The organism is Pseudomonas sp. JV241A, from assembly GCF_900275665.1.
Lineage (GTDB): Bacteria > Pseudomonadota > Gammaproteobacteria > Pseudomonadales > Pseudomonadaceae > Aquipseudomonas > Aquipseudomonas wadenswilerensis.
The window spans coordinates 367,063-386,498 of record NZ_OPYO01000013.1 but is presented as its reverse complement, the minus strand read 5'-3'; the positions used below and the strand labels follow the sequence as shown (position 1 = coordinate 386,498).

Here is a 19,436-nt window from a genome sequence, read left to right as displayed (position 1 = left end):
GGGAAATCTCCTTCGGGGGTTAACGAAAGCGCGCCGGGGACAAGCGTTGCGGCTCGACCCCTTCGGCGCTCAAGGTTGCTGCAAGCGGCTGCTCAAGCAGCAGCGCGCACGCCAGTTGCGAAGCGCCAGCGGCGGACTGGATACCGTAACCGCCTTGCGCCGCCAGCCAGAAAAACGCCGGATTCTGCGGGTCGCGGCCGATCACCAGGTCGCCATCGGCAACGAACGAACGCAGCCCGGCCCAGGTATGGCTGGGCCGGCGAATCGCCAGGGTGGTGATGGCTTCGATGTTGTAGATGCCGATGGCCACGTCGAGCTCTTCGGGCATCACGTCCTGGGGCTCGACCGGGTCGGCGTTGGCCGGCGAGCCGAGCAACTGCCCGGCATCGGGTTTGAAATAAAAGCTTTCATCGACGCCGATCACCGCTGGCCATCGGCTGAAGGCCTGGTCCTGCGGGCCTTCGAAGGTAAACGCCGAGCGTCGGCACGGCTGCAGGCCGATGGGCTGGATACCACAGACCGCAGCGATGCGATCGGCCCAGGCGCCCGCGGCATTGACCACCTGGCGGGCCTGAATGCCGCTGCCGTCGGCCAGGCTCAGGTGCCAGTGGCCCTCGTGATAGCGGCCCTCCACCACCTCGGCGTTGCACCGCAACTGGCCGCCGGCCTGGCGGTAACCGCGCAGAAAGCCCTGGTGCAGCGCATGCACATCCAGGTCCATGGCACCGGGCTCCAGCACTGCTCCGGCCAATACCTCGGCACGCAGGCTCGGCACCAGCGCCAGCGCCCCATCGCGGTCGAGCAAGGTGACCTCGGTGCCGTTGGCCAGGCTTTGGGCATAGGTGCTGTCGAGCAGCGCCTGTTGCTCCAGCGTCGCCACATACAGACAGCCCCGCGGCTCCAGCAGCGCATGCTCGCAGAAGCCTGGCGGCGGCGACTCATAGAAGGCCCGGCTGGCCCGGGTCAGCGCCTGGATCTGCGGTGTGCCGTAAGCCTCCATGAACATCGCGGCCGAGCGCCCTGTGGAGTGGTAACCGGCCTGGGCTTCGCGCTCGAGCATCAGCACCCGTTGTCCGTCAGCCAGGCGATAGCCCAATGAAGCGCCGGCAATACCGGCGCCGATGATCACGATATCGAAGGTCTCTGTCATAGCCGTGCAATCGCCTGCGCAGTGAAATTATCATTTGTGAGAATTCTAATATATGAGAATTTCGGATTATGCAAGCCGCCACGGTAAGATGCGGGTCCGTTTTGTCTGACCGAGATGCTTGATGAGTGCCGACCGCTCCCCTGCCGACGACCGCCCTGGTGCGCTGCCACTGATTGACCGCGCCGAAGTCGGAGCGCGCCTGCGTAGCGTGCGCAAGGCCCAGCAACTGACGCTCAAGCAACTGTCAGCGCTGTCCGGGGTACCGGTGTCGACCCTGTCGAAAATGGAACTGGCCCAGGTCTCGGTGAGCTACGAGAAACTGGCGGCGGCGGCGCGGGCGCTGAAGGTTGATATTGCCCAGCTGTTTCGCGCTTCAGGCGTGAGCGATATGCCGGTGCCGACCACGGTGGTGGTCAACTCCCTGCCCACAGCGCCCGGCTACAGCACTGGGACCTACGACTACCACCCGATCGCCGGGGAATTTCCCGAGCGGCTGATGACGCCAATGTATGCGCGGATCATCGCCCGCGAGCGGCAACAGTTCGATGAATTCATCCGCCACCCGGGGCAGGAATTTGCCCTGGTGCTCAGCGGGCGGGTGCGCATTGTGTTCGAGACGGGTGAAGCCGTGAGCATTGGCCCGCAGGAGACGGCGTACTTCAACAGCAATGTCGGGCATATTTATCTGTCGGAGACGGAAGATGGCGGGGATGCGCATGTGATGGTGGTGATGACGGATCGGTGATGCGCTGCCTGTGATATCGCATCGCGGGTCAAGCCCGCTCCCACAAGAGCAGCGTAGCGCCCTGGTGGGGCAAGCATTTTTGCTGGAGCTGTCCCCTGGCAAACGGATAGTCTTCTCCCTCCCGACACCTCACACAGTTATAACCTAATAACGAACTAGTCTATTTAGCTATAAAAAAACCTTTATGCTGGCTGCCATCCGATCACGGGCACGTTGGGCGTTTAGGTTACTTATGGATGTAGGTTCTTTCGGTTTTACCCTTGCAGGCCTGGTAGTAGGATTCATTGTCGGCATGACCGGCGTCGGCGGCGGCTCGCTGATGACCCCGATCCTGCTGTGGTTCGGCATCAACCCCGCCACCGCCGTAGGCACCGACCTGCTCTACGCCGCCATCACCAAAGCCAGCGGCGTCTGGGTCCACGGCAAGAACAAGAATATCGACTGGAAAATCACCGGCTGGCTGACCCTCGGCAGCGTCCCGGCCGCAGCCCTGACCCTGTGGTTCCTCGCCAGCCTGGACGCCGACACCCAGGCCGCCAACGCCATCATCAAACAAGGCCTGGCCGTCGTTCTGGTCCTCACTGCCCTGGCCATCCTGTTCAAAAGCAAACTCCAGGCATTCGCCAGCAAACATGCCGGCGACCGCTATCACCTGAGCGGCACCAGCCTCAACCTGCTGACCGTAGCCACCGGTGTGGTGCTCGGCGTCATGGTCTCGCTGACCTCCATCGGCGCTGGCGCCCTGGGGACCGTGGCGCTGTTCCTGCTCTACCCCTACCTGGTTACCCGCCGCCTGGTCGGCACCGAAATCGCCCACGCCGTGCCACTGACCCTGGTCGCAGGCCTGGGCCATGCGAGCATGGGCAACATGGACTGGTCGCTGCTCGGCTACCTGCTGCTGGGCTCGCTGCCGGGCATCTACATGGGCAGCCACCTGACCGGACGGATTTCCGACAGCATCCTGCGCCCTTGCCTGGCGGGCATGCTGCTGATGATCGGCTACAAGCTGGCGTTCTGAGTGTGTCGCTTGATCTACGAGTGCTACGCACTTAATCGCTGGCAAGGCCAGCGCCCACAGGGGTAGCAGGCGACATCACCCCCTGTGGGAGCCGGCCTTGCCGGCGATGGGCTACGCCGTAGCCCCAAGGTTCAATCCTGCGTGCGCCACAGCACCGGCCACTTGTCCGGCCAGCTGCCGCTGCAACTGCCCATCCGCGCCAGCGAGCGCAGTTGCATGCGCTCACCATCGAAGCGCCAGCTCTGGTCGACACCGCAATCGCCTATGCCTCGGGCCAGGATGAAACTGCTGAGCACGCCGGTGTCCGGGTCATAACCCACCGAACCACCGAAATCGCCCCACTGCTCCTGCCCGGCAATATTCTCGAACTGCAACGCCTTCGCCTGCTCGGGGTGAGCCCGCGAAGTGGTGTACAGCACATATTCGCAGTTGTAGGCGCCGCAGCCGAAACGAAAGCTGACCAGCGCAGTATCCCGGCTCAAGGCATAAGCCTGGGCGCTGTCCGGTGTCCAGTCCGCGTCAGGATCGCGCCAGTCGCCTGCGGTGGCCGCCATGACCACCTCGGTAATACGCCTGGCCTCTGCTTCGCCCATCGGTTCGGGGCGTACAAATGGCGCCAGCTTCGGCAGCGCCGGCGCCGGCGGCACGGCGCTGTCCGACGCCACACCTGGGCGGACGAAGGCACTGCGATGCCCCACCCGCCCCTGCACCGAATCGATCAGCAACAACGAAGCACTCAGACCGTTGAGAGAACTGCCGAGCTGGCCATCATTGCTCTGCGAGGTCAGCTGCGAACCATTGCGCAAGGCCTTGAGCAGGGTCATGGCCTGCTCGCCACTGGCGTGCCAGTAAACCACGCCGTTGTCCTGTGCCTCGTTCAACGGTAGCGCCAGCGGCTTGCCATCGAGCTGTAACGGCCCCTCCAGCGAGCTCCTGCTGTAAATCGTCACCTGCAGTTGGCCATCGCTGCCAGCCCCTCGCACCACCTGGACTCCAAGCGGCATGTCGGCCCTGGTATCGGCCGCCAGCGCCGTGCACTCGCGGGTGTTGTCACAGCCCACCACCCAGTCCTTGAGGGGCTGGTACAGCGGTACCGGTTCTGCGGGCGCGGCCTGGGTAGCGCCAGGCAAGGCCAGCAGGGAGAGAAAGGCGGCATGCAGCGGTGCGGTCATGATGAATTCCGTTTCAGGTGAGCGGCGCATTCTACCGCTGGGCATCCTGATCGGGGAGCTGCTGGCCGGTTAGCACATCGGGCTTGCCATATATATGCGGATATCCGTATATTCGATTTTCCACATATTACCCTCGGGTCGATTCGATGCTTACCCCTGCCGCCCTGTTCAAATGCCTGGCCGATGAAACCCGCGCCCGCGCCACGCTGCTGATCGTTCGCGAAGGCGAGCTGTGCGTGTGCGAGCTGATGTGCGCGCTCGACGACAGCCAGCCGAAAATCTCCCGGCATTTGGCCCAACTGCGCACCTGCGGCCTGTTGCTCGACCGCCGTCAGGGCCAGTGGGTGTATTACCGGCTCAACCCGCAACTGCCGGCCTGGGTGAGGGAAGTGCTGCAGCTGACCCTCGAGGCCAATGGCCAGTGGCTCGACGCCGACAGCACCCGTCTCGACGGCATGGGTGATCGCCCTGCCCGTGCAAGCTGCTGCTAAGGAGTTGTCCCATGCGAGTCCTGTTCATGTGCACTGCCAATAGCTGTCGCAGCATCCTGTCCGAGGCGCTGTTCAATCACCTGGCTCCGGCCGGTTTCGAAGCGGTCAGCGCCGGTAGTTTTCCCAAGGGCCAGGTGCATCCTCGCAGCCTGTCGACCCTGCAACGCGCGAGTATCGACATCCGCGGCCTGACCAGCAAAGGCAACGACGCCTTCGCCAACAACCCGCCGGACATTGTCATCACCGTTTGCGACAACGCCGCTGGCGAAGCCTGTCCGCTGTACTTCGGCCCGGCACTGAAAACCCACTGGGGCCTGGCAGACCCTTCCGAAGTCCATGGCAGCGAAGCCCAGCTCGATGCCGCCTTCGACGCCTCCCTGGCGCACATAGAGCTGCGCTGCAAAACCTTCCTCTCCCTGCCCTTCGAGCGCCTGAGCCGCGACCAGCTCCAGGCTGAAATCGACCGCATCGGCACTTTGTAAACGGAGCCCCAATGAGCGACCACCTACCCAATCTCGATCTCGACCTGATCCCGGCCAACGCCGCACATGACGGACACAAACCACGCATCCTGCTGCTCTATGGCTCAACCCGCGAACGCTCGTTCAGCCGCCTGCTGACCGAGGAAGCCGCACGCCTGCTCGAACACTTCGGCGCCGAAACGCGGATCTTCAACCCCAGCGGCCTGCCCCTGCCTGACGACGCGCCCGACAACCATCCCAAGGTCGTCGAACTGCGCGAACTCATGCAATGGTCCGAAGGCCAGGTGTGGTGCTCGCCGGAGCGTCACGGCGCCATGTCGGCGGTGTTCAAGGCGCAGATCGACTGGGTGCCATTGGCCATGGGTGCAGTGCGCCCGACCCAGGGCAAGACCCTGGCGGTGATGCAGGTGTGTGGCGGCTCGCAGTCGTTCAACGTGGTCAATCAGCTGCGTGTACTGGGGCGCTGGATGCGCATGTTCACCATCCCCAACCAGTCCTCGGTACCCAAGGCCTGGCTGGAGTTTGACGGTAACGACCGGATGAAACCTTCGGCCTACTACGACCGCGTGGTCGACGTGATGGAAGAGCTGGTCAAGTTCACCCTGCTGCTGCGCGGGCGTAGCGATTACCTGGTGGACCGCTACTCCGAGCGCAAGGAATCGGCAGAGGCGTTGTCACAGCGGGTTGGCCAGCGTTCGATCTGAACGGCGGCCTGCAGGAAGGTGTCGGGAAGTCCTTTTCCAGGTGAGTTCATTGCCGTTGTGCAGGGGATGATCGAGTCAAGACAAGCCTTGCCACAGCTATCTGACCAGCCGACACCCGGCCCGCTCACGCCCCATGACAAACTGCAGCAACCTGTCCATCGGCAACGGTCGGCAGAACCAGAAACCCTGACCGAAACTGCACCCCTGTGCCTTGAGGTAATCCAGCTGCTCGCGGGTCTCCACGCCCTCGGCCACCACCTGGATCCTCAAGCTCTCGGCCAGCATCAGGTAGCCTTTGACGATGGCCTGGTCAATCGGGTTGCCCTGGACCTCGCTGATGAACACCCGGTCGATCTTGAGCTTCTCGAACGGCAAGGCGCGCAAGGTACTGGGCGATGAATAGCCAGTACCGAAATCATCGATCGACACCCGCACGCCCATACCTTGCAACAGCAAAACGTTCTGCCGGGCCTGCTCGATATCCTTGAGCGCGGCCGTTTCGGTCACCTCGATTTCCAGGCGGTTGGCCGGCAGGCCGCTGCGCTCGAGGATGGCCGTAAGCTTGGCGACAAAATCGCACTGCATGAACGAATAGCCACTCATGTTCACCGCCACCGGTACGTCCAGCAGGCCGGCCTCGATCAGCGCACGGTTGTCCGCACATGCCCGTGTAACCACCCAGGCGTTGAGCGCTGACATCAGGCCGTTCTGCTCGGCCAGGGGGATGAACACCTCGGGCGACACCGGGCCATTGGCCCCGTCGTTCCAGCGCAGCAAGGCCTCAAGCCCGGTGATCCGTTGCGGGTCGGCCAGCCCGAACTGCGGCTGGTAATGCAGCTCCAGCTGCTGAGTTTCGATAGCCTGGCGCAAGCGCTCCAGACGCTGCTGTTCGCGGTGCTGGGTGATGCGCATGGCCGGGTTGAAACAGGCGATGCGACTACCGCCGGCCTTCTTCGCCTGATACATGGCAAAGTCGGCATCGATGATCAGTTGATCGGGCGCCGGCGTTTCGCCCTCAGGGCAATTGGCGCAGGTGCTGACCCCGAGGCTCGCGCGCGCAGTCAGGGCCATGCCATCGATCCGCAGCGGTGCCTGCAGGCAGTCGAACAGGCGCGTGGCCAGGCTCATGCCGCCCTGCTCGGCAAATGGCTGGCGCACGACCACGACAAACTCGTCACCGCCGACCCTGGCCAGCAGGCCCATGCCGGCCAGGCACTGGCGAAAGCGCTCGGCGACGCCGACCAGCACACGGTCACCGACGTAATGGCCATGGTTGTCGTTGATGTTCTTCAATCCATCGAGGTCGATGAACACCAGCACCAGTTGCTGCACATGGGCTACCGCCAGGGCGATCTCCTGTTGCAGGCGCTCATGCAGGGCGCTGCGGTTCATGCAATGGGTCAGGGTGTCGTGGCTGGCCAGGTGGTTGATGCGCCGATGCATCTGCAACTGCTCACTGATGTCATAGCAGACCCCGATCAGCAACTGCCGGCCGCCTAGCAACAGCTCGCCGACACTGACGTGCAGGTCAAACAACGAACCGTCCTTGCGCTTGCCGAGCAGCTCGCGCACCAGGCCATTGAGCTTGCGCCCGGCGCCGGCGCGGTAGGACGCCAGGCACTGATCATGACGCTCGGCGTAGGCCCTGGGCATCAGCCGGGCAATATTCGCGCCGGCAAGTTCGGCAAAACTGTAGCCGAACAGTTTCTGCGCGGCCGCGTTGATTGCCTGCACCCGCCCCCACTCATCAGTGATGACAATAGCGTCGGCGGCAGCTTCGAAAATCGCATAGGGAATGCTGGTCAGCTCGCGCTCGGCGTTGGCCGCGAGCTTGTCGAAATCTTCTCGGGTCATGATCGCGGCCTAGCGGTTGAACCGGTCCACCAGCGCATACATCTCATGCGCCGTGTGCTCAAGCTCACGGCCGATGGTCGCGGAGCTGGCGGCGATATCGACGTTCTGCTCCGAGACCTGGGCGATGGTGGTGATCTGCCGGCTGATGTCTTCGGCGACATGGGCCTGCTGCTCGGAGGCGGCGGCCATCTGCTCGGTCATCTGGTGGATATGCTCGACCGCCACGCCGATGCCTTCCAGAGCGTTCTGGGTGGCGATCACCTGATCGACACCGGCATGGGCCTCGTCACTGCCCTGACGGGCGATATCCACCGCCTGGTTGGCAGCGCTGTGCAGCGACTGGATGATGGTCTGGATGGTTTCGGTCGACTCCTGGGTCTTGAACGCCAGCGCCCGTACCTCATCGGCGACCACGGCAAACCCACGGCCCTGCTCGCCGGCCCGCGCCGCTTCAATGGCGGCATTGAGGGCCAGCAGGTTGGTCTGGTCGGCGATCTGGCGAATCATGTTCGAGGCGATCTGGATCGACTGGGTTTCGTCGGCGAAGTTCTCCACCGACTGGCTGATCTGGTTCACCGTGTCCTGCAGTTTCTCGATCACCAGACGGGTCTTGCCAGCCTCTTCGGAGCCTACGCGAGTCAGCTGGTTGACGTCGTCGGCTTCGCGGGCAGTGTCGTGGATGTGGGTCGACACCTCGGAGATCGATGCGGCCATCTGGGTCATGGCAGTGGCTGCCATGTCGGTTTCATCGCGCTGGCGTTGCAGCGACGACTCGGAGGCCTGGGCCAGCTTGCCGCTTTCGCCGGCCATGCTTTCAGTCTTCTGCGCATAGTCGCCTGAGCGGCTCAGGGCCGTGCGCACCTTGGCCTGTTCGCTGATCAGCGCCATCATCAACTGCGCTACGGCGCCCTGCTCGTCGGTGTAGGTGCGGGCAATCAGCTCGCTGTCGAAACTGTCGCCGGTGGCGCGCCTGGCCAGGGCGAACTTGTGCTGCAGGTTCCAGTGGGCGGCCACCTGCATGCCGACAAAGCCACAGGCCAGCACGCCAAGGGCAGCCCAGGTGTCCAGGTAGATCACCGCGGCAAGGCCCGGAACACCCAGCGCCACGGGCGCCAGTGCCTGTTCCTTCAACACCTGTGCCAGGCCTTTCAGGTTCCAGTTTTTTTTGCCCGTACGCATACGCTCATAGAGCGCGGCGGCGCGCTCGATATCGGCACGCTGCGGCTTGACCCGCACCGACTCGTAGCCCACCACCACGGCCCCTTCGAGGATCGGCGTGACATAGGCGCTGACCCAATAGTGATCGCCATTGCGGCAACGGTTCTTGACGATGCCCATCCAGCTCTTGCCGTCCTTGAGGTACGACCACATGTGGGCAAACACCGCCTCCGGCATGTCCGGGTGACGGACGATATTGTGCGGGCTGCCCAGCAGCTCGTCACGGCTGAAGCCACTGATGGCCACCAGCTCATCATTGCAGTAGGTCAGGTTGCCGTGCAGGTCGGTGGCAGAAATCAGCCGCTGTTCGTTCTGGAAGATGACTTCCTGCTGGGTGACCGGCAGATTGCTTCTCATGCGCTGGGTATCCGTTATTGCGGGATCAATCGGTACCCGCATTGTAGGTGTGGCCATTAGCCATACCTCATGAATAGAGCGGCTTCAGCTATAGCGATATGGAATAGCGGGTTAATTTTGCGCATTGGGCCGATTGGCCAGGGTCAGGCATTCGCGGAACAGCCGGCTGGCCGGGTCGAGGTTGCGATTGGCCGAGTAGAAGCAACCGATACGGCCGAAGCTCAATGGCTTGCCGAGGTCGAACGCCTTGAGCTTGCCGCCATGAGCCAACTGCTGGGTGGTTTGCAGGGGGAAAAAGCCGACGGTCTGTTGGTCCTGCATCAGTTCGTAGTTGGTCAGGGCCGCAATCGATTCGATGACATTGGCCGGTGGACCCAGGTCCAGCTCCTCGAACAGACGGTCGACGGTGCGCCGCAGCAGGCCGCTGCGCGGCGGCAGAATCCACGGGAACGGATGCAGCTCGGCCAGGCTCACAGGTCGACCGCTGGCGTGCAGCGGGTGTTCGGCGCCGGCGACGATGCACAACCCCTCCTCGCACAGCACATCGACCTTCAGCCGCGGCTCGTACTCATGCCAGCGCCAGTCGTCCGGGATGCGCCCGACGACAATATCCAGCTCACCGGCCAGCAGGCTTGAGAACAGCTGGTCCATGTGCCCGACCCGCACCGTCACCAGCACCCCCGGCGCACTCTCCTTGAGCAAGCGCAGGGTATGCGGCAACAGCAAGGCCGATGACGAGGTCAGCGAGCCGACCATGACCTGGCCGGTGGTGCCGCTGTGGTAGGCGTTAACCTCATCGGTGAGGCTGCGCAGTTCGGTGAGCATGGCATGGGCCCGGCGCACCACCACCCCGCCCAACTCGGTGGCGCGCACCCCGCGGTTGCCGCGCACCAGCAAGGCGGCGCCGAGGAAGGCTTCCATTTCGTGAATGATCTTGGTCACCGCCGGCTGGGTCAGGTTCAACGCCTGGGCCGCGCCCACCAGCGAGCCGCTGCGCAGCACCTGGTCGAAGACCACCAATTGATAGAGTTTGAGTTTGCGGGCAACAGAGACAACGGTCGACTTCATGGGTAACACCGGATGATGATCGAGTGCACTGCGTAACAGCACTCAACCTAACGGGCGATTCCTTATTGTTTTATAAACTTTCACACCAAAACTTCGCAGCGTGGCGGAGAGAGTTATTCATTCCTTTAAATTCAATATAGAGGGCGCAGGCGAGCGAAAAACTGATGTAGATCATCAATTTAGGTGAGAAAAACAGGTAAGGAGAAGGTGTGCGGCGGGGGTTATTTTCCGAGCATAACATACTTTCAGACATCAGCAAGGCAGCGACGGCTTTGTTATTCCAACCAGCCTATAAAGCGGGCGATTAAAGTTGAAATAAAAATAACGAACACAACTATAACAACCTGGAATATCAGCAGAATTCAATATCGCTACTTGGCTCAACGAATGTTGGGCGCCTTGACGCTGCCCTTGACACAGCAAAAAGCCCCCAGTAATTTTCTCACCCCCTCCTTTTCGGCTACCGCTGCCGTGCACCGCCCAGGCGTTAACTCGCGAAGCAGTCATTCAGCTGCCGACACTTATACGGTCGCCCTCCCCTGGCGTACCTCTACTCCGATATCAAGTGCACAAGGATGATTCCATGATCATTCGTCAGGCTAACGCTGCCGACTACCCGCAACTGCTCGACCTCTGGCTGCGCTCCGTGCGCGCTACTCACCACTTCCTGCAAGCGTCCGACATAGACGCGTTGCTCCCGCAACTGCGCGACGTCTACCTACCCGCTGTTGAGTTATGGGTTGCAGTAGATACTGAAGACTGCCCACTGGGTTTTGTTGGGCTCAATCAAACGCACGTAGAAATGCTCTTCATTGATCCAGACCTGCGTGGACAAGGCATTGGCCGAGCGCTACTGGATTACGCCCGCGGATCGCGCGATACGATGAGCGTTGACGTAAACGAGCAAAATCCCCAGGCGGTGGGGTTTTATCTGCATTACGGTTTTGTTCAAACCGGCCGCTCCGCTCTGGATGGCGAAGGCCGACCGTTCCCGTTGCTGCACATGAGCTTGCCGGCTGCAACGGCCTGAAACGGTCCTGGGTTCTGTACGAAAACTGCAAGCAGGCGTTGGGTCAGTGCGCCAGTGACGGTTGAGTAGCGACCGAGACGGTGAAGATCACTATGAACAGCACAACGAGTACCCAGAACATCACCACGATTGTCAGCATGACAACCTTCAGGCTTTGATATAGCCAGCGCAACCAATGACCTTCGGGTCTTACTGCTGAGCGGGTTCTGAGTACGCCTTTCAAATAGAAGCCGAGCAGGGCCAATAGTGCGCCATCAATCAATAGCGCGGGCAGCCCGGCTACGGGGAAAATGCTTTCCCACCGATAGAATGGCGAGCGGCTCAGGAATACCACATAACACGTGAGGCTACCGTAGGGGATGGCTCGCCATCCTTTACCGGCCAGCGCCCCGGCCATCAGACACATAACCACCATGAACGGATTGAGGAGAATATCGATCATCCATTCCAGTACGCTGGGGAAGTAGCCCGGGGAATGGATGCTGCGCCAGATGTGTTCGAACAATGTTCAGGCTCCTGCCTTTTATGGACCTTGCGCTGCACGGTATCGGCGTATTGTCGGGTTACATGAGTCCTGTTTAGGGGCTGTACGAAAAGCTATCGGCTCGCTGTTGGTGAAGCCCGTTCATCTGCCGCCATTCGAAAATCTGGCGCGGGCTGCGGGTGCAGAAAAACAGTGCAGCGCTACCGGCGAAGAAGTTCTGCCTCTCGTCGCAGCCTGCTTACGAGCGAACGCTCGGCACTCTTGGTAGACTAATGCCCCCCTGTTTTTGCTTCTCGCCGGCAAGCTGTAACAAACCGCGCAGAGCAAAACACCCCTGAATCGCTGCAAACGCGTCGTAGAACATGCCCCTAGAATCCGCCTCAACCCCAGTAAACCCACGCCCTGAGCCGTCTCGCCGCTTCAGCGTTGCACCTATGATGGATTGGACCGACCGCCATTGCCGGTTCTTCCTGCGCCTGCTCTCCAGCAACGCCCTGCTCTACACCGAAATGGTCACCACCGGTGCCTTGCTGCACGGCGATGCCGAGCGGTTCCTGCGCCATGACGAGGCCGAGCATCCGTTGGCTTTGCAGTTGGGCGGCAGCGTGCCGGCTGACCTGGCCGCGTGCGCCAAGCTGGCCGAGGCCGCAGGCTATGACGAGGTCAACCTCAATGTCGGCTGCCCAAGCGATCGGGTGCAGAACAATATGATCGGCGCCTGCCTGATGGGCCATCCGGCGCTGGTCGGCGATTGCGTGAAGGCGATGCAGGATGCGGTGCAGATCCCGGTAACGGTCAAGCACCGCATCGGTATCAATGGCCGCGACAGCTACGCCGAGCTGTGCGATTTCGTCGGCCAGGTGCGCGACGCCGGTTGCCGCAGTTTTACCGTGCATGCGCGGATCGCGATTCTCGAGGGCCTGTCGCCGAAGGAGAACCGCGAGATTCCACCGCTGCGTTATGACGTCGCCGCGCAGTTGAAGGCGGATTTTCCGGACCTGGAACTGGTGCTCAACGGCGGGATCAAGACCCTGGCCGAATGCCAGGAGCACTTGAAGATTTTCGACGGGGTGATGCTCGGCCGCGAGGCATATCACAACCCGTACTTGCTGGCCGAGGTCGACCAGCAGCTGTTCGGTAGCACGGCGCCGGTGATCAGCCGCAGTGAGGCGCTGGCCAAATTGCGCCCTTATATTGCCGCGCACCTGGCATCCGGCGGCGCCATGCACCACATCACCCGCCATATTCTCGGCCTTGGCCAGGGCTTCCCGGGGGCGCGCAAGTTCCGCCAGTTGCTGTCGGTGGATATCCACAAGAGCAAGGACCCGCTGGCCCTGCTCGACCAGGCCGGCGAGCTGCTGCAGGGGCGTTAGTTCCGGAACCTGTGGCCGGTTCGGCACTCGAAGGCTTATCCCCTTCGCCCCGCCTGCCAGCCAGCCCTTGAGCGGCTGGCAGCGCTCGGGTAATGTCGATCCATTGCACAGGACAGAGCACGCCCATGACTTCCAAGCTGGAACAACTCAAGCAGTTCACCACTGTGGTTGCCGACACCGGTGATATCGACGCCATCAGCCGCCTGAAACCGGTCGATGCCACCACCAACCCTTCCCTGCTGCTCAAGGCTGCGGCCATGCCCGGTTATGCCGAGCTGCTCAAGCAATCGGTCGAGCACAGCAAGGGCGATGTCGGCGTTGCCTGTGACGCCTTTGCCGTAGCCGTTGGCGCCGGCATTCTCAAGGTGATTCCGGGGCGTATCTCCACCGAGGTCGACGCCCGCCTGTCCTTCGACCAACCGGCGCTGCTGGCCAAGGCCCGGCAGTTGATCGCGCTGTACGACCAGGCCGGTATCGGCCGTGACCGGGTGCTGATCAAGCTGGCCTCGACCTGGGAAGGCATCCGCGCCGCCGAGGTGCTGGAAAAAGAAGGCATCCAGACCAACCTGACCCTGCTGTTCTCCTTCGCCCAGGCCCAGGCCTGCGCCGACGCCGGGGTGTTTTTGATTTCGCCGTTCGTGGGGCGCATCTACGACTGGTACAAGAAGTCCACCGGCAAGGACTACGTCGGCGCCGAAGACCCGGGCGTGCAGTCGGTAACGCGCATTTACGACTACTACAAGACCCATGACTACAAGACCGTGGTCATGGGCGCGAGCTTCCGCAATATCGGCCAGATCGAACACCTGGCCGGCTGTGACCGGCTGACCATCAGCCCCGAGTTGCTGCAGCAGTTGAGCGATGATCAGGGCGAGTTGCCGCGCATCTTGAAGCCAGGCAAAAACGGCGAGGCGCGCCAGGTGCTTAGCGAAAGCCAGTTCCGCTGGGCGTCGAACGAAGATGCCATGGCCACCGAGAAGCTGGCCGAGGGGATTCGCCAGTTTGCCCGGGATCAGGAGAAGCTTGAGGCGTTGTTGGCGGCAAAGGCCTGATACAAATCTGGGTTTGCCAGTGAGGTAGATTGCGCGGAGCATCAATCAGTTCGCGTCGCCTGCAATCGCTGGCAAGCCAGCTCCCACAAGGTCCGATGAATGCAGTACCTGTGGGAGCTGGCTTGCCAGCGATGGGCTGCACAGCAGCCCCAGATCAACCTGACCTCCCAATCTTGTGGTGCCTTCTCCGTTGTCGATAACCGATGCATCTTCTTTGCCCTTGGTACTGGCCGGCCCGTTGCTGCGCCGCCTCGAACCCACGCGGATGGTGTTCTGGCTGGTAGCCTCCGAGCCGCTGCAAGCCGAGCTGCAACTGAGCTGCGCAGACATTACTGCCGACATCAACTGCACGGTTATGCCGATCGGTCGCCACGCTTTTGTCCATCTGCTCGACATCACCCTCGACAGCCCGCTGCCGCGCGATGAGCAGATCGACTACGACCTGATCCTCAACACCCAAGGCATCGCCTGGTACGCCCCGCACCTGCTATATCCGGGTGCGCAACGGCCGAACTTCGTGTTGCGTTCGCAGCTGGAGCAATTGCTCCACGGCTCATGCCGTAAACCCCATCACCCGGCAGCAGACGGCCTGCTGTGCGCCGACCGCCTGTTGCTGGAAAACCCCGCGCCATTGCAGCGCCCTGCCCTGCTGATGATGAGCGGCGACCAGGTGTATGCCGACGATGTCGCCGGCCCCATGCTGCGGGCCATTCATGCGCTGATCGAGCGCCTGGGGCTGTTTGGCGAGCACCTGCAAGGGGCGGTGGTGGACAACAGCGCTGCGCTTTACCAGCATCCGGCCAGCTATTACCACCGCGCCGACCTGTTGCCCGCACTGGAGAGCAACGAAACCCTGCGCGAGCGATTTTTCGGCGGCACGCGCAAGCCGATCTTCACCAGCAGCAACGCCGACAACCACCTGGTGACCTTCGCCGAAGTCATGGCCATGTACCTGCTGGTCTGGTCACCGGTGCCCTGGGGCCTGATCGAGCCGCAGATGCCGCCCGGCCTCAGCGCCGAGCGCCAGGCGCGCTATCGCCAGGAACAACAGCTGATCAACGGCTTTACCAGCGGCCTTGGCGGGGTTGCCCGGGTGTTGGCACACTTGCCGAGCCTGATGATCTTCGACGACCACGACATCACCGATGACTGGAACCTGTCGGCGCAATGGGAAGAAACCGCCTACGGCCACCCTTTCTCCAAGCGCATCATCGGCAACGCCCTGCTCGGCTACCTGCTGTGCCAGGGCTGGGGCAACAACCCGGATGCCTTTACCAGGCTGCTGGAGCACTGCCAGGCCTTCAGCCACAGTGCCGACGCCGACGACTACCTCGACACGCCGCTGCAGGATGCGCTGATCAACGAGGTGCTGCGCTTTCAGGGCTGGCAGTTCGTCCTGCCCAGCAGCCCGGCGCTGCTGGTGCTCGATACACGCACCCGGCGCTGGCGCAGTGAAAGCAACTTCAACAAACCCTCAGGCCTGCTCGACTGGGAAGCCCTCAGCGAGCTGCAACAGGCGCTGCTCGACCATCCTTCGGCGATCATCGTCTCGCCGGCACCGATCTTCGGCGTCAAGTTGATCGAGAGCGTGCAACGGGTGTTCAGCTGGCTGGGCTATCCGCTATTGGTGGATGCCGAGAACTGGATGGCCCATCGCGGTGCGGCGCAGGTGATTCTGAATATCTTCCGCCACTCGCGCACACCGGGGCACTACGTGATTCTCTCCGGTGACGTGCACTACTCGTTCGTCTATGAGGTGCTGATTCGCCACCGCCAACGCGCCCCGCACCTGTGGCAGATCACCAGCAGCGGCATCAAGAACCAGTTCCCCAAGCGCCTGCTGGATACCTTCGACCGCCTCAACCGCTGGCTGTACTCGCCACGTTCACCACTCAACTGGTTTACCAAGCGCCGGCAGATGCAAGTGATACCGCGTACACCCGCCCACAGCAAGGCCGGCGAGCGGCTGTGGAACAGCGCGGGCCTGGGCCAGGTGTTTTTCAATGAACAGGGGCAACCGGCGCGGATTTTCCAGCTCAACGCCGATGGCAGCGAGGCAACGGAATTTCCACCACGGCAAGCTGACTGCAAAGAGGTTTGACCGGCACCAGAACGGCGCCCTGGTCGGTGATCAGGTGCGCTCGAGGGCGTTGACCAGGTCGTGGAAGGCTTCGCGGTTGGAGTCGTTCAGGCCCATGAGGATCTTGTGCGCTTCCAGTACCTTGGAACGCACCACGTCTTCGTTCTGGTCCTGGGACGGCAGGTCGGTCAGGCACTCCGGGCACGGGATTGGCCGGTCAACGATGTTGAACACCTGGTCGAAGCCCATCGACTGCAGCAAGCGGGTGATGTCGGCGTGGGTGGTGACCACCGTTGGCAACAGCCCGACCTTTTGCCGCGACAGGATCGAGAGCTTGGCCAGCAAGCCCAGGGTGGTGCTGTCGATGCTGTTGGTTTCTGTCAGATCGATGACGATCGCCGAGAAATTCAGCGCCGTGAAGATCTTTTCAATCGTCGCATCCAGCGCCGAACACAAGGTCAGGCGCACTTCACCAACAAACTTCAGCACGAAGGTGCCATTCTGCTCGGCGAACTGGATTCTACCCGTACTCATTGAAGGTTCCTGCTCAACACCAATAGGGCGATATCATCCGGCATCTCCCCAAGCGTAGCTAATCCGAATCGTTGGCGCAGCCCATCCAGACTACCGCCTGCGGCCTTGATGATTTCAGGCAGGGCCGCCTCTTTATCTTTGAGTGTTTCACCCGGCAAAAGGTCCAGAATGCCATCAGATAGCAGGGTCAGGCTGAACTGCGGCGGCAACTCCAGGATATGGTCCTGGTAGACAGCCTCCTCGAACAACCCGACCGGCAACCCACGGCCCTCCAGATAACGGCTCTGGCCCGGGGTATAAAGCACTGGCAACGGCAGGTGACCGCCGATGCTGTAGGTCATGATACCCGTATCTTCATCGATAACACCGCCGACCATGGTCACATGCTTGCCCAGCTTGCAGTTGATCAAGCCGCGGTTGATGTGCCCGAGTACTTCGGAAGGCTTGAAATCGCGCAACTTGCCGCCGCGCTTGAATTCAAACAGCAGGCGCGTGGTCATGAACTTCAGCAGCACGGTGACGAAGGCCGAAGAAGCGCCATGCCCGGAAACGTCTGCCAGATAAAAGGCGATTCGCCTTTCATCGACACGGAAATAGTCGGCAAAGTCGCCCGACAGGTACAACGACGGAATGATCTGGTGCTCGAACGACAGGTCGTCGGCCACCCAGGGGCTTTCCGGCAGCATGTTCATCTGCACCTGACGCCCGGCAGTCTGGTCCTCCTGCAGCAGGTGCAGGCTGGCCTCGAGCTCGCGGTTGGCGGTTTCGAGCTTTTCCCGGTAGCGCTGGTTTTCCAGCACCAGTCGCGCGCGGTCCAGGGCCCGGCGAACCGAATGCTCGAGTACCGCGAGGTCTTCCAGCGGCTTGATCAGGTAGTCGGCCGCACCCAGGCGCAGGGCTTCGACGGCGTCGTTCATCACCCCGGCACCCGAAACCACGATTACCGGTAATTCCGGCGCGCGCTCGGTCACCTGGCGAATCAGCTCCAGGCCGCCCATTTGCGGCATGCGCAGATCGCAGATCACAAGATCAGGGTGTTCCTGTTCGAAGACCTGGAGGCCCTGCTGGCCATTGGCTGCCTGCAGGACGCTGAAACCGCTGTCTTCCAGGTAGGCGGCAAGACTCGCACGTACGACGTCGTCGTCATCGATTATCAGCAGCGTTGCACTGGTTTTCTGCATGTGGGCAAACGGCGCCAGGAATAAGTTGGGCGTAGGTGAGCATCGGCCCACGTACTGGATTCACTTCGAGCTACTCTTCTATGAGTTGTAGGACATGAAAACCTGTCCGGCAAATAGCAGAGGTGCCTTGTAAGGCGCAGACGGTACTCCCATCCGCCGGGCGTTTCAAGGGCACACCGATGGTCGCCGATGCTCTTTACAGCCGAAAGCACCGGGAGTTATAAAAACCTCTCCAACCGCAACGCAATGAAAGGATGCAGACATGAGTTCAGTGCACATGGACTACAGCGAGAAGCGCGATTTCATTCGCATGCGGGTGGATGCAGATGTCAGCCTGATCCACGCAGGCCAAGTCATCACTGCGGTCTGCCTGGACCTCTCCAGCAGCGGCATGCAGGTCCAGTCGCCGCGCCAGTTCAAGGTCGGCGATAACCTCGAGGTGCGTATCGATTCCGAGCACACGGCGCTGAAAGGCCTGGAAGCAAGCACCGAAGTGGTGTGGATCGCCGACCATGCAGACGGCGGACAGAAGCTCGGCTTGCGCATCCTCAGCATGAAATAAATGCAGACACAAAAAAGGCGACCTGAAGGTCGCCTTTTGCTTGCCCGCCCGGATCAGAAGTCGTCGACGACTTCGCCATCCTTGACCTTGAATTCGCGATTCTGCAGATAAGCGTTGCGAATGAAGATGTATTTGTCGCCATTGATCAGCTTTTCTGCCGACAGCAGGCTGGCGCGGGTGTCGACCACATCGACGGCGGCGGCGGTGTTGCGGGTCGGCACGTGGTCGATGTAGCGGTAGGGTTCGGTGTAGGTGTCCGGGTACTTGGCGATGGCATCACGCACGGTGCTTGGGCCGAGCAATGGCAGCATCACGTACGGACCACTGCCCACGCCCCAGTAGCCGAGGGTCTGGCCGAAGTCTTCGTCGTTGCGCTGCAGGCCCATCTTGGTGCCGACATCGAAGAAGCCGCCGATGCCGAAGGTGGTGTTGACGATCAGCCGCGCAGTGTCGACGCCGGCCGCGTGCGGCTTGAGCTGCAGCACGTTGTTGGCCAGGTTGGTGACATCGCCCAGGTTACGGAACATGTTGTGGATGCCGTCTTCGAGGAACTGCGGGGTGACCGCCTGGTAACCCTGCGCCAGCGGCTTGAGGGCATAGGTGTCGACCGTGTCGTTGAAGCGGAAGATCGGCCGGTTGATGCTTTCCCATGGATCTTCCTCAGTCGCCGCCTGGGCCGCGACTACAGGCGCCAAAAGCAGGCCGGCACAGACACAGGCCCGGGTCATCCGATCGATCAGGCCGATCCTAAGCATAGAGTTACTCCTCGAACTGGGGCAGACGCTGCGCGTCCTACGCCGAAAAATGAAGCCAGTATAAAGCCTCCGCTGCCGTTAAACAGCTTGGCATAAACAGCGTCGCAAAAATGTGAACAACTGTGT

The 19,436-nt window shown here is 61.7% G+C and carries 19 protein-coding genes; 10 read left to right on the top strand and 9 right to left on the bottom strand.

What is annotated here, in order from left to right; translation table 11 throughout:
• Nucleotides 1–19: 19 nt before the first annotated feature.
• On the bottom strand, nt 20–1,150 hold the full coding sequence (locus JV241A_RS08430) for an FAD-dependent oxidoreductase (protein WP_134061933.1): 1,131 nt from the start codon (nt 1,148–1,150) through the stop codon (nt 20–22).
• Between the two features lie 121 nt (nt 1,151–1,271).
• Between JV241A_RS08430 and JV241A_RS08425 the strand changes: the two genes are divergently transcribed.
• Both JV241A_RS08425 and JV241A_RS08420 read left to right on the top strand, forming a co-directional pair.
• Entirely contained in the window at nt 1,272–1,895 is a 624-nt protein-coding gene (locus JV241A_RS08425) for an XRE family transcriptional regulator (RefSeq protein WP_010227048.1), read from the top strand.
• Nucleotides 1,896–2,127: 232 nt separating this feature from the next.
• A complete protein-coding gene (locus tag JV241A_RS08420) occupies nt 2,128–2,913 on the top strand; it encodes a sulfite exporter TauE/SafE family protein (protein ID WP_115086145.1) in 786 nt (261 codons plus the stop codon).
• A gap of 131 nt (nt 2,914–3,044) precedes the next feature.
• Here the strand turns inward: JV241A_RS08420 and JV241A_RS08415 are convergent, their stop codons facing one another.
• Nucleotides 3,045–4,085, bottom strand: a complete 1,041-nt coding sequence (locus JV241A_RS08415) for a DUF1176 domain-containing protein (protein WP_166675664.1) — start codon at nt 4,083–4,085, stop codon at nt 3,045–3,047.
• Between the two features lie 146 nt (nt 4,086–4,231).
• Here JV241A_RS08415 and JV241A_RS08410 point away from each other — a divergent pair, with 146 nt between their 5' ends.
• Genes JV241A_RS08410 through arsH form a run of 3 tightly spaced genes read left to right on the top strand, consistent with a single transcriptional unit; the run spans nt 4,232 to nt 5,762 of the window.
• Nucleotides 4,232–4,576: a metalloregulator ArsR/SmtB family transcription factor gene (locus JV241A_RS08410; RefSeq protein WP_134061929.1), complete on the top strand. Its 345-nt coding sequence runs from the start codon at nt 4,232–4,234 to the stop codon at nt 4,574–4,576.
• 11 nt (nt 4,577–4,587) lie between these two features.
• Nucleotides 4,588–5,058, top strand: coding sequence for an arsenate reductase ArsC (locus tag JV241A_RS08405; protein WP_134061927.1), 471 nt, complete (start codon nt 4,588–4,590; stop codon nt 5,056–5,058).
• Between the two features lie 11 nt (nt 5,059–5,069).
• Nucleotides 5,070–5,762: an arsenical resistance protein ArsH gene (gene arsH, locus JV241A_RS08400; RefSeq protein WP_100782374.1), complete on the top strand. Its 693-nt coding sequence runs from the start codon at nt 5,070–5,072 to the stop codon at nt 5,760–5,762.
• 96 nt (nt 5,763–5,858) lie between these two features.
• Here the strand turns inward: arsH and JV241A_RS08395 are convergent, their stop codons facing one another.
• The 3 genes from JV241A_RS08395 to JV241A_RS08385 form a co-directional block, all read right to left on the bottom strand.
• Nucleotides 5,859–7,616: a GGDEF domain-containing phosphodiesterase gene (locus JV241A_RS08395; RefSeq protein WP_134061925.1), complete on the bottom strand. Its 1,758-nt coding sequence runs from the start codon at nt 7,614–7,616 to the stop codon at nt 5,859–5,861.
• A 9-nt stretch (nt 7,617–7,625) separates the two neighbouring features.
• Nucleotides 7,626–9,191, bottom strand: coding sequence for a PAS domain-containing methyl-accepting chemotaxis protein (locus tag JV241A_RS08390; protein WP_115086140.1), 1,566 nt, complete (start codon nt 9,189–9,191; stop codon nt 7,626–7,628).
• Between the two features lie 111 nt (nt 9,192–9,302).
• Entirely contained in the window at nt 9,303–10,259 is a 957-nt protein-coding gene (locus JV241A_RS08385; protein WP_115086139.1) for a LysR family transcriptional regulator, read from the bottom strand.
• Between the two features lie 583 nt (nt 10,260–10,842).
• On the opposite strand from JV241A_RS08385, the gene JV241A_RS08380 reads away from it, so the two are divergent.
• Entirely contained in the window at nt 10,843–11,289 is a 447-nt protein-coding gene (locus JV241A_RS08380; protein WP_134061923.1) for an acetyltransferase, read from the top strand.
• A gap of 43 nt (nt 11,290–11,332) precedes the next feature.
• Here JV241A_RS08380 and JV241A_RS08375 read toward each other — a convergent pair whose 3' ends face one another.
• Nucleotides 11,333–11,794 carry a hypothetical protein gene (locus JV241A_RS08375; RefSeq protein ID WP_115086136.1) on the bottom strand — a complete coding sequence of 154 codons (462 nt, stop codon included), beginning with the start codon at nt 11,792–11,794 and terminating at the stop codon, nt 11,333–11,335.
• 341 nt (nt 11,795–12,135) lie between these two features.
• Between JV241A_RS08375 and dusA the strand changes: the two genes are divergently transcribed.
• The 3 genes from dusA to JV241A_RS08360 all read left to right on the top strand — a co-directional run bounded on the left by dusA (nt 12,136) and on the right by JV241A_RS08360 (nt 16,299).
• Entirely contained in the window at nt 12,136–13,146 is a 1,011-nt protein-coding gene (gene dusA / locus JV241A_RS08370; protein ID WP_134061921.1) for a tRNA dihydrouridine(20/20a) synthase DusA, read from the top strand.
• Between the two features lie 125 nt (nt 13,147–13,271).
• Entirely contained in the window at nt 13,272–14,198 is a 927-nt protein-coding gene (tal, locus tag JV241A_RS08365; protein WP_134061919.1) for a transaldolase, read from the top strand.
• Between the two features lie 196 nt (nt 14,199–14,394).
• Nucleotides 14,395–16,299, top strand: coding sequence for an alkaline phosphatase D family protein (locus JV241A_RS08360; protein WP_134062058.1), 1,905 nt, complete (start codon nt 14,395–14,397; stop codon nt 16,297–16,299).
• Between the two features lie 30 nt (nt 16,300–16,329).
• On the opposite strand, the gene rssC is transcribed toward JV241A_RS08360, so the two are convergent.
• Complete coding sequence (gene rssC, locus JV241A_RS08355; RefSeq protein WP_010227140.1) at nt 16,330–16,812, bottom strand: anti-sigma factor antagonist RssC; 483 nt, start codon at nt 16,810–16,812, stop codon at nt 16,330–16,332.
• The gene (gene rssB / locus JV241A_RS08350) at nt 16,809–17,993 is read right to left on the bottom strand and encodes a two-component system response regulator RssB (protein WP_115086107.1); all 1,185 of its coding nucleotides are present in this window, start codon (nt 17,991–17,993) and stop codon (nt 16,809–16,811) included. The genes rssC and rssB overlap by 4 nt, the downstream gene beginning before the upstream one ends.
• 262 nt (nt 17,994–18,255) lie before the next feature.
• On the opposite strand from rssB, the gene JV241A_RS08345 reads away from it, so the two are divergent.
• Nucleotides 18,256–18,555 carry a PilZ domain-containing protein gene (locus JV241A_RS08345; protein ID WP_115086106.1) on the top strand — a complete coding sequence of 100 codons (300 nt, stop codon included), beginning with the start codon at nt 18,256–18,258 and terminating at the stop codon, nt 18,553–18,555.
• 53 nt (nt 18,556–18,608) lie between these two features.
• On the opposite strand, the gene JV241A_RS08340 is transcribed toward JV241A_RS08345, so the two are convergent.
• A complete protein-coding gene (locus JV241A_RS08340) occupies nt 18,609–19,310 on the bottom strand; it encodes a VacJ family lipoprotein (RefSeq protein WP_115086105.1) in 702 nt (233 codons plus the stop codon).
• Between the last annotated feature and the right edge of the window lie 126 nt (nt 19,311–19,436).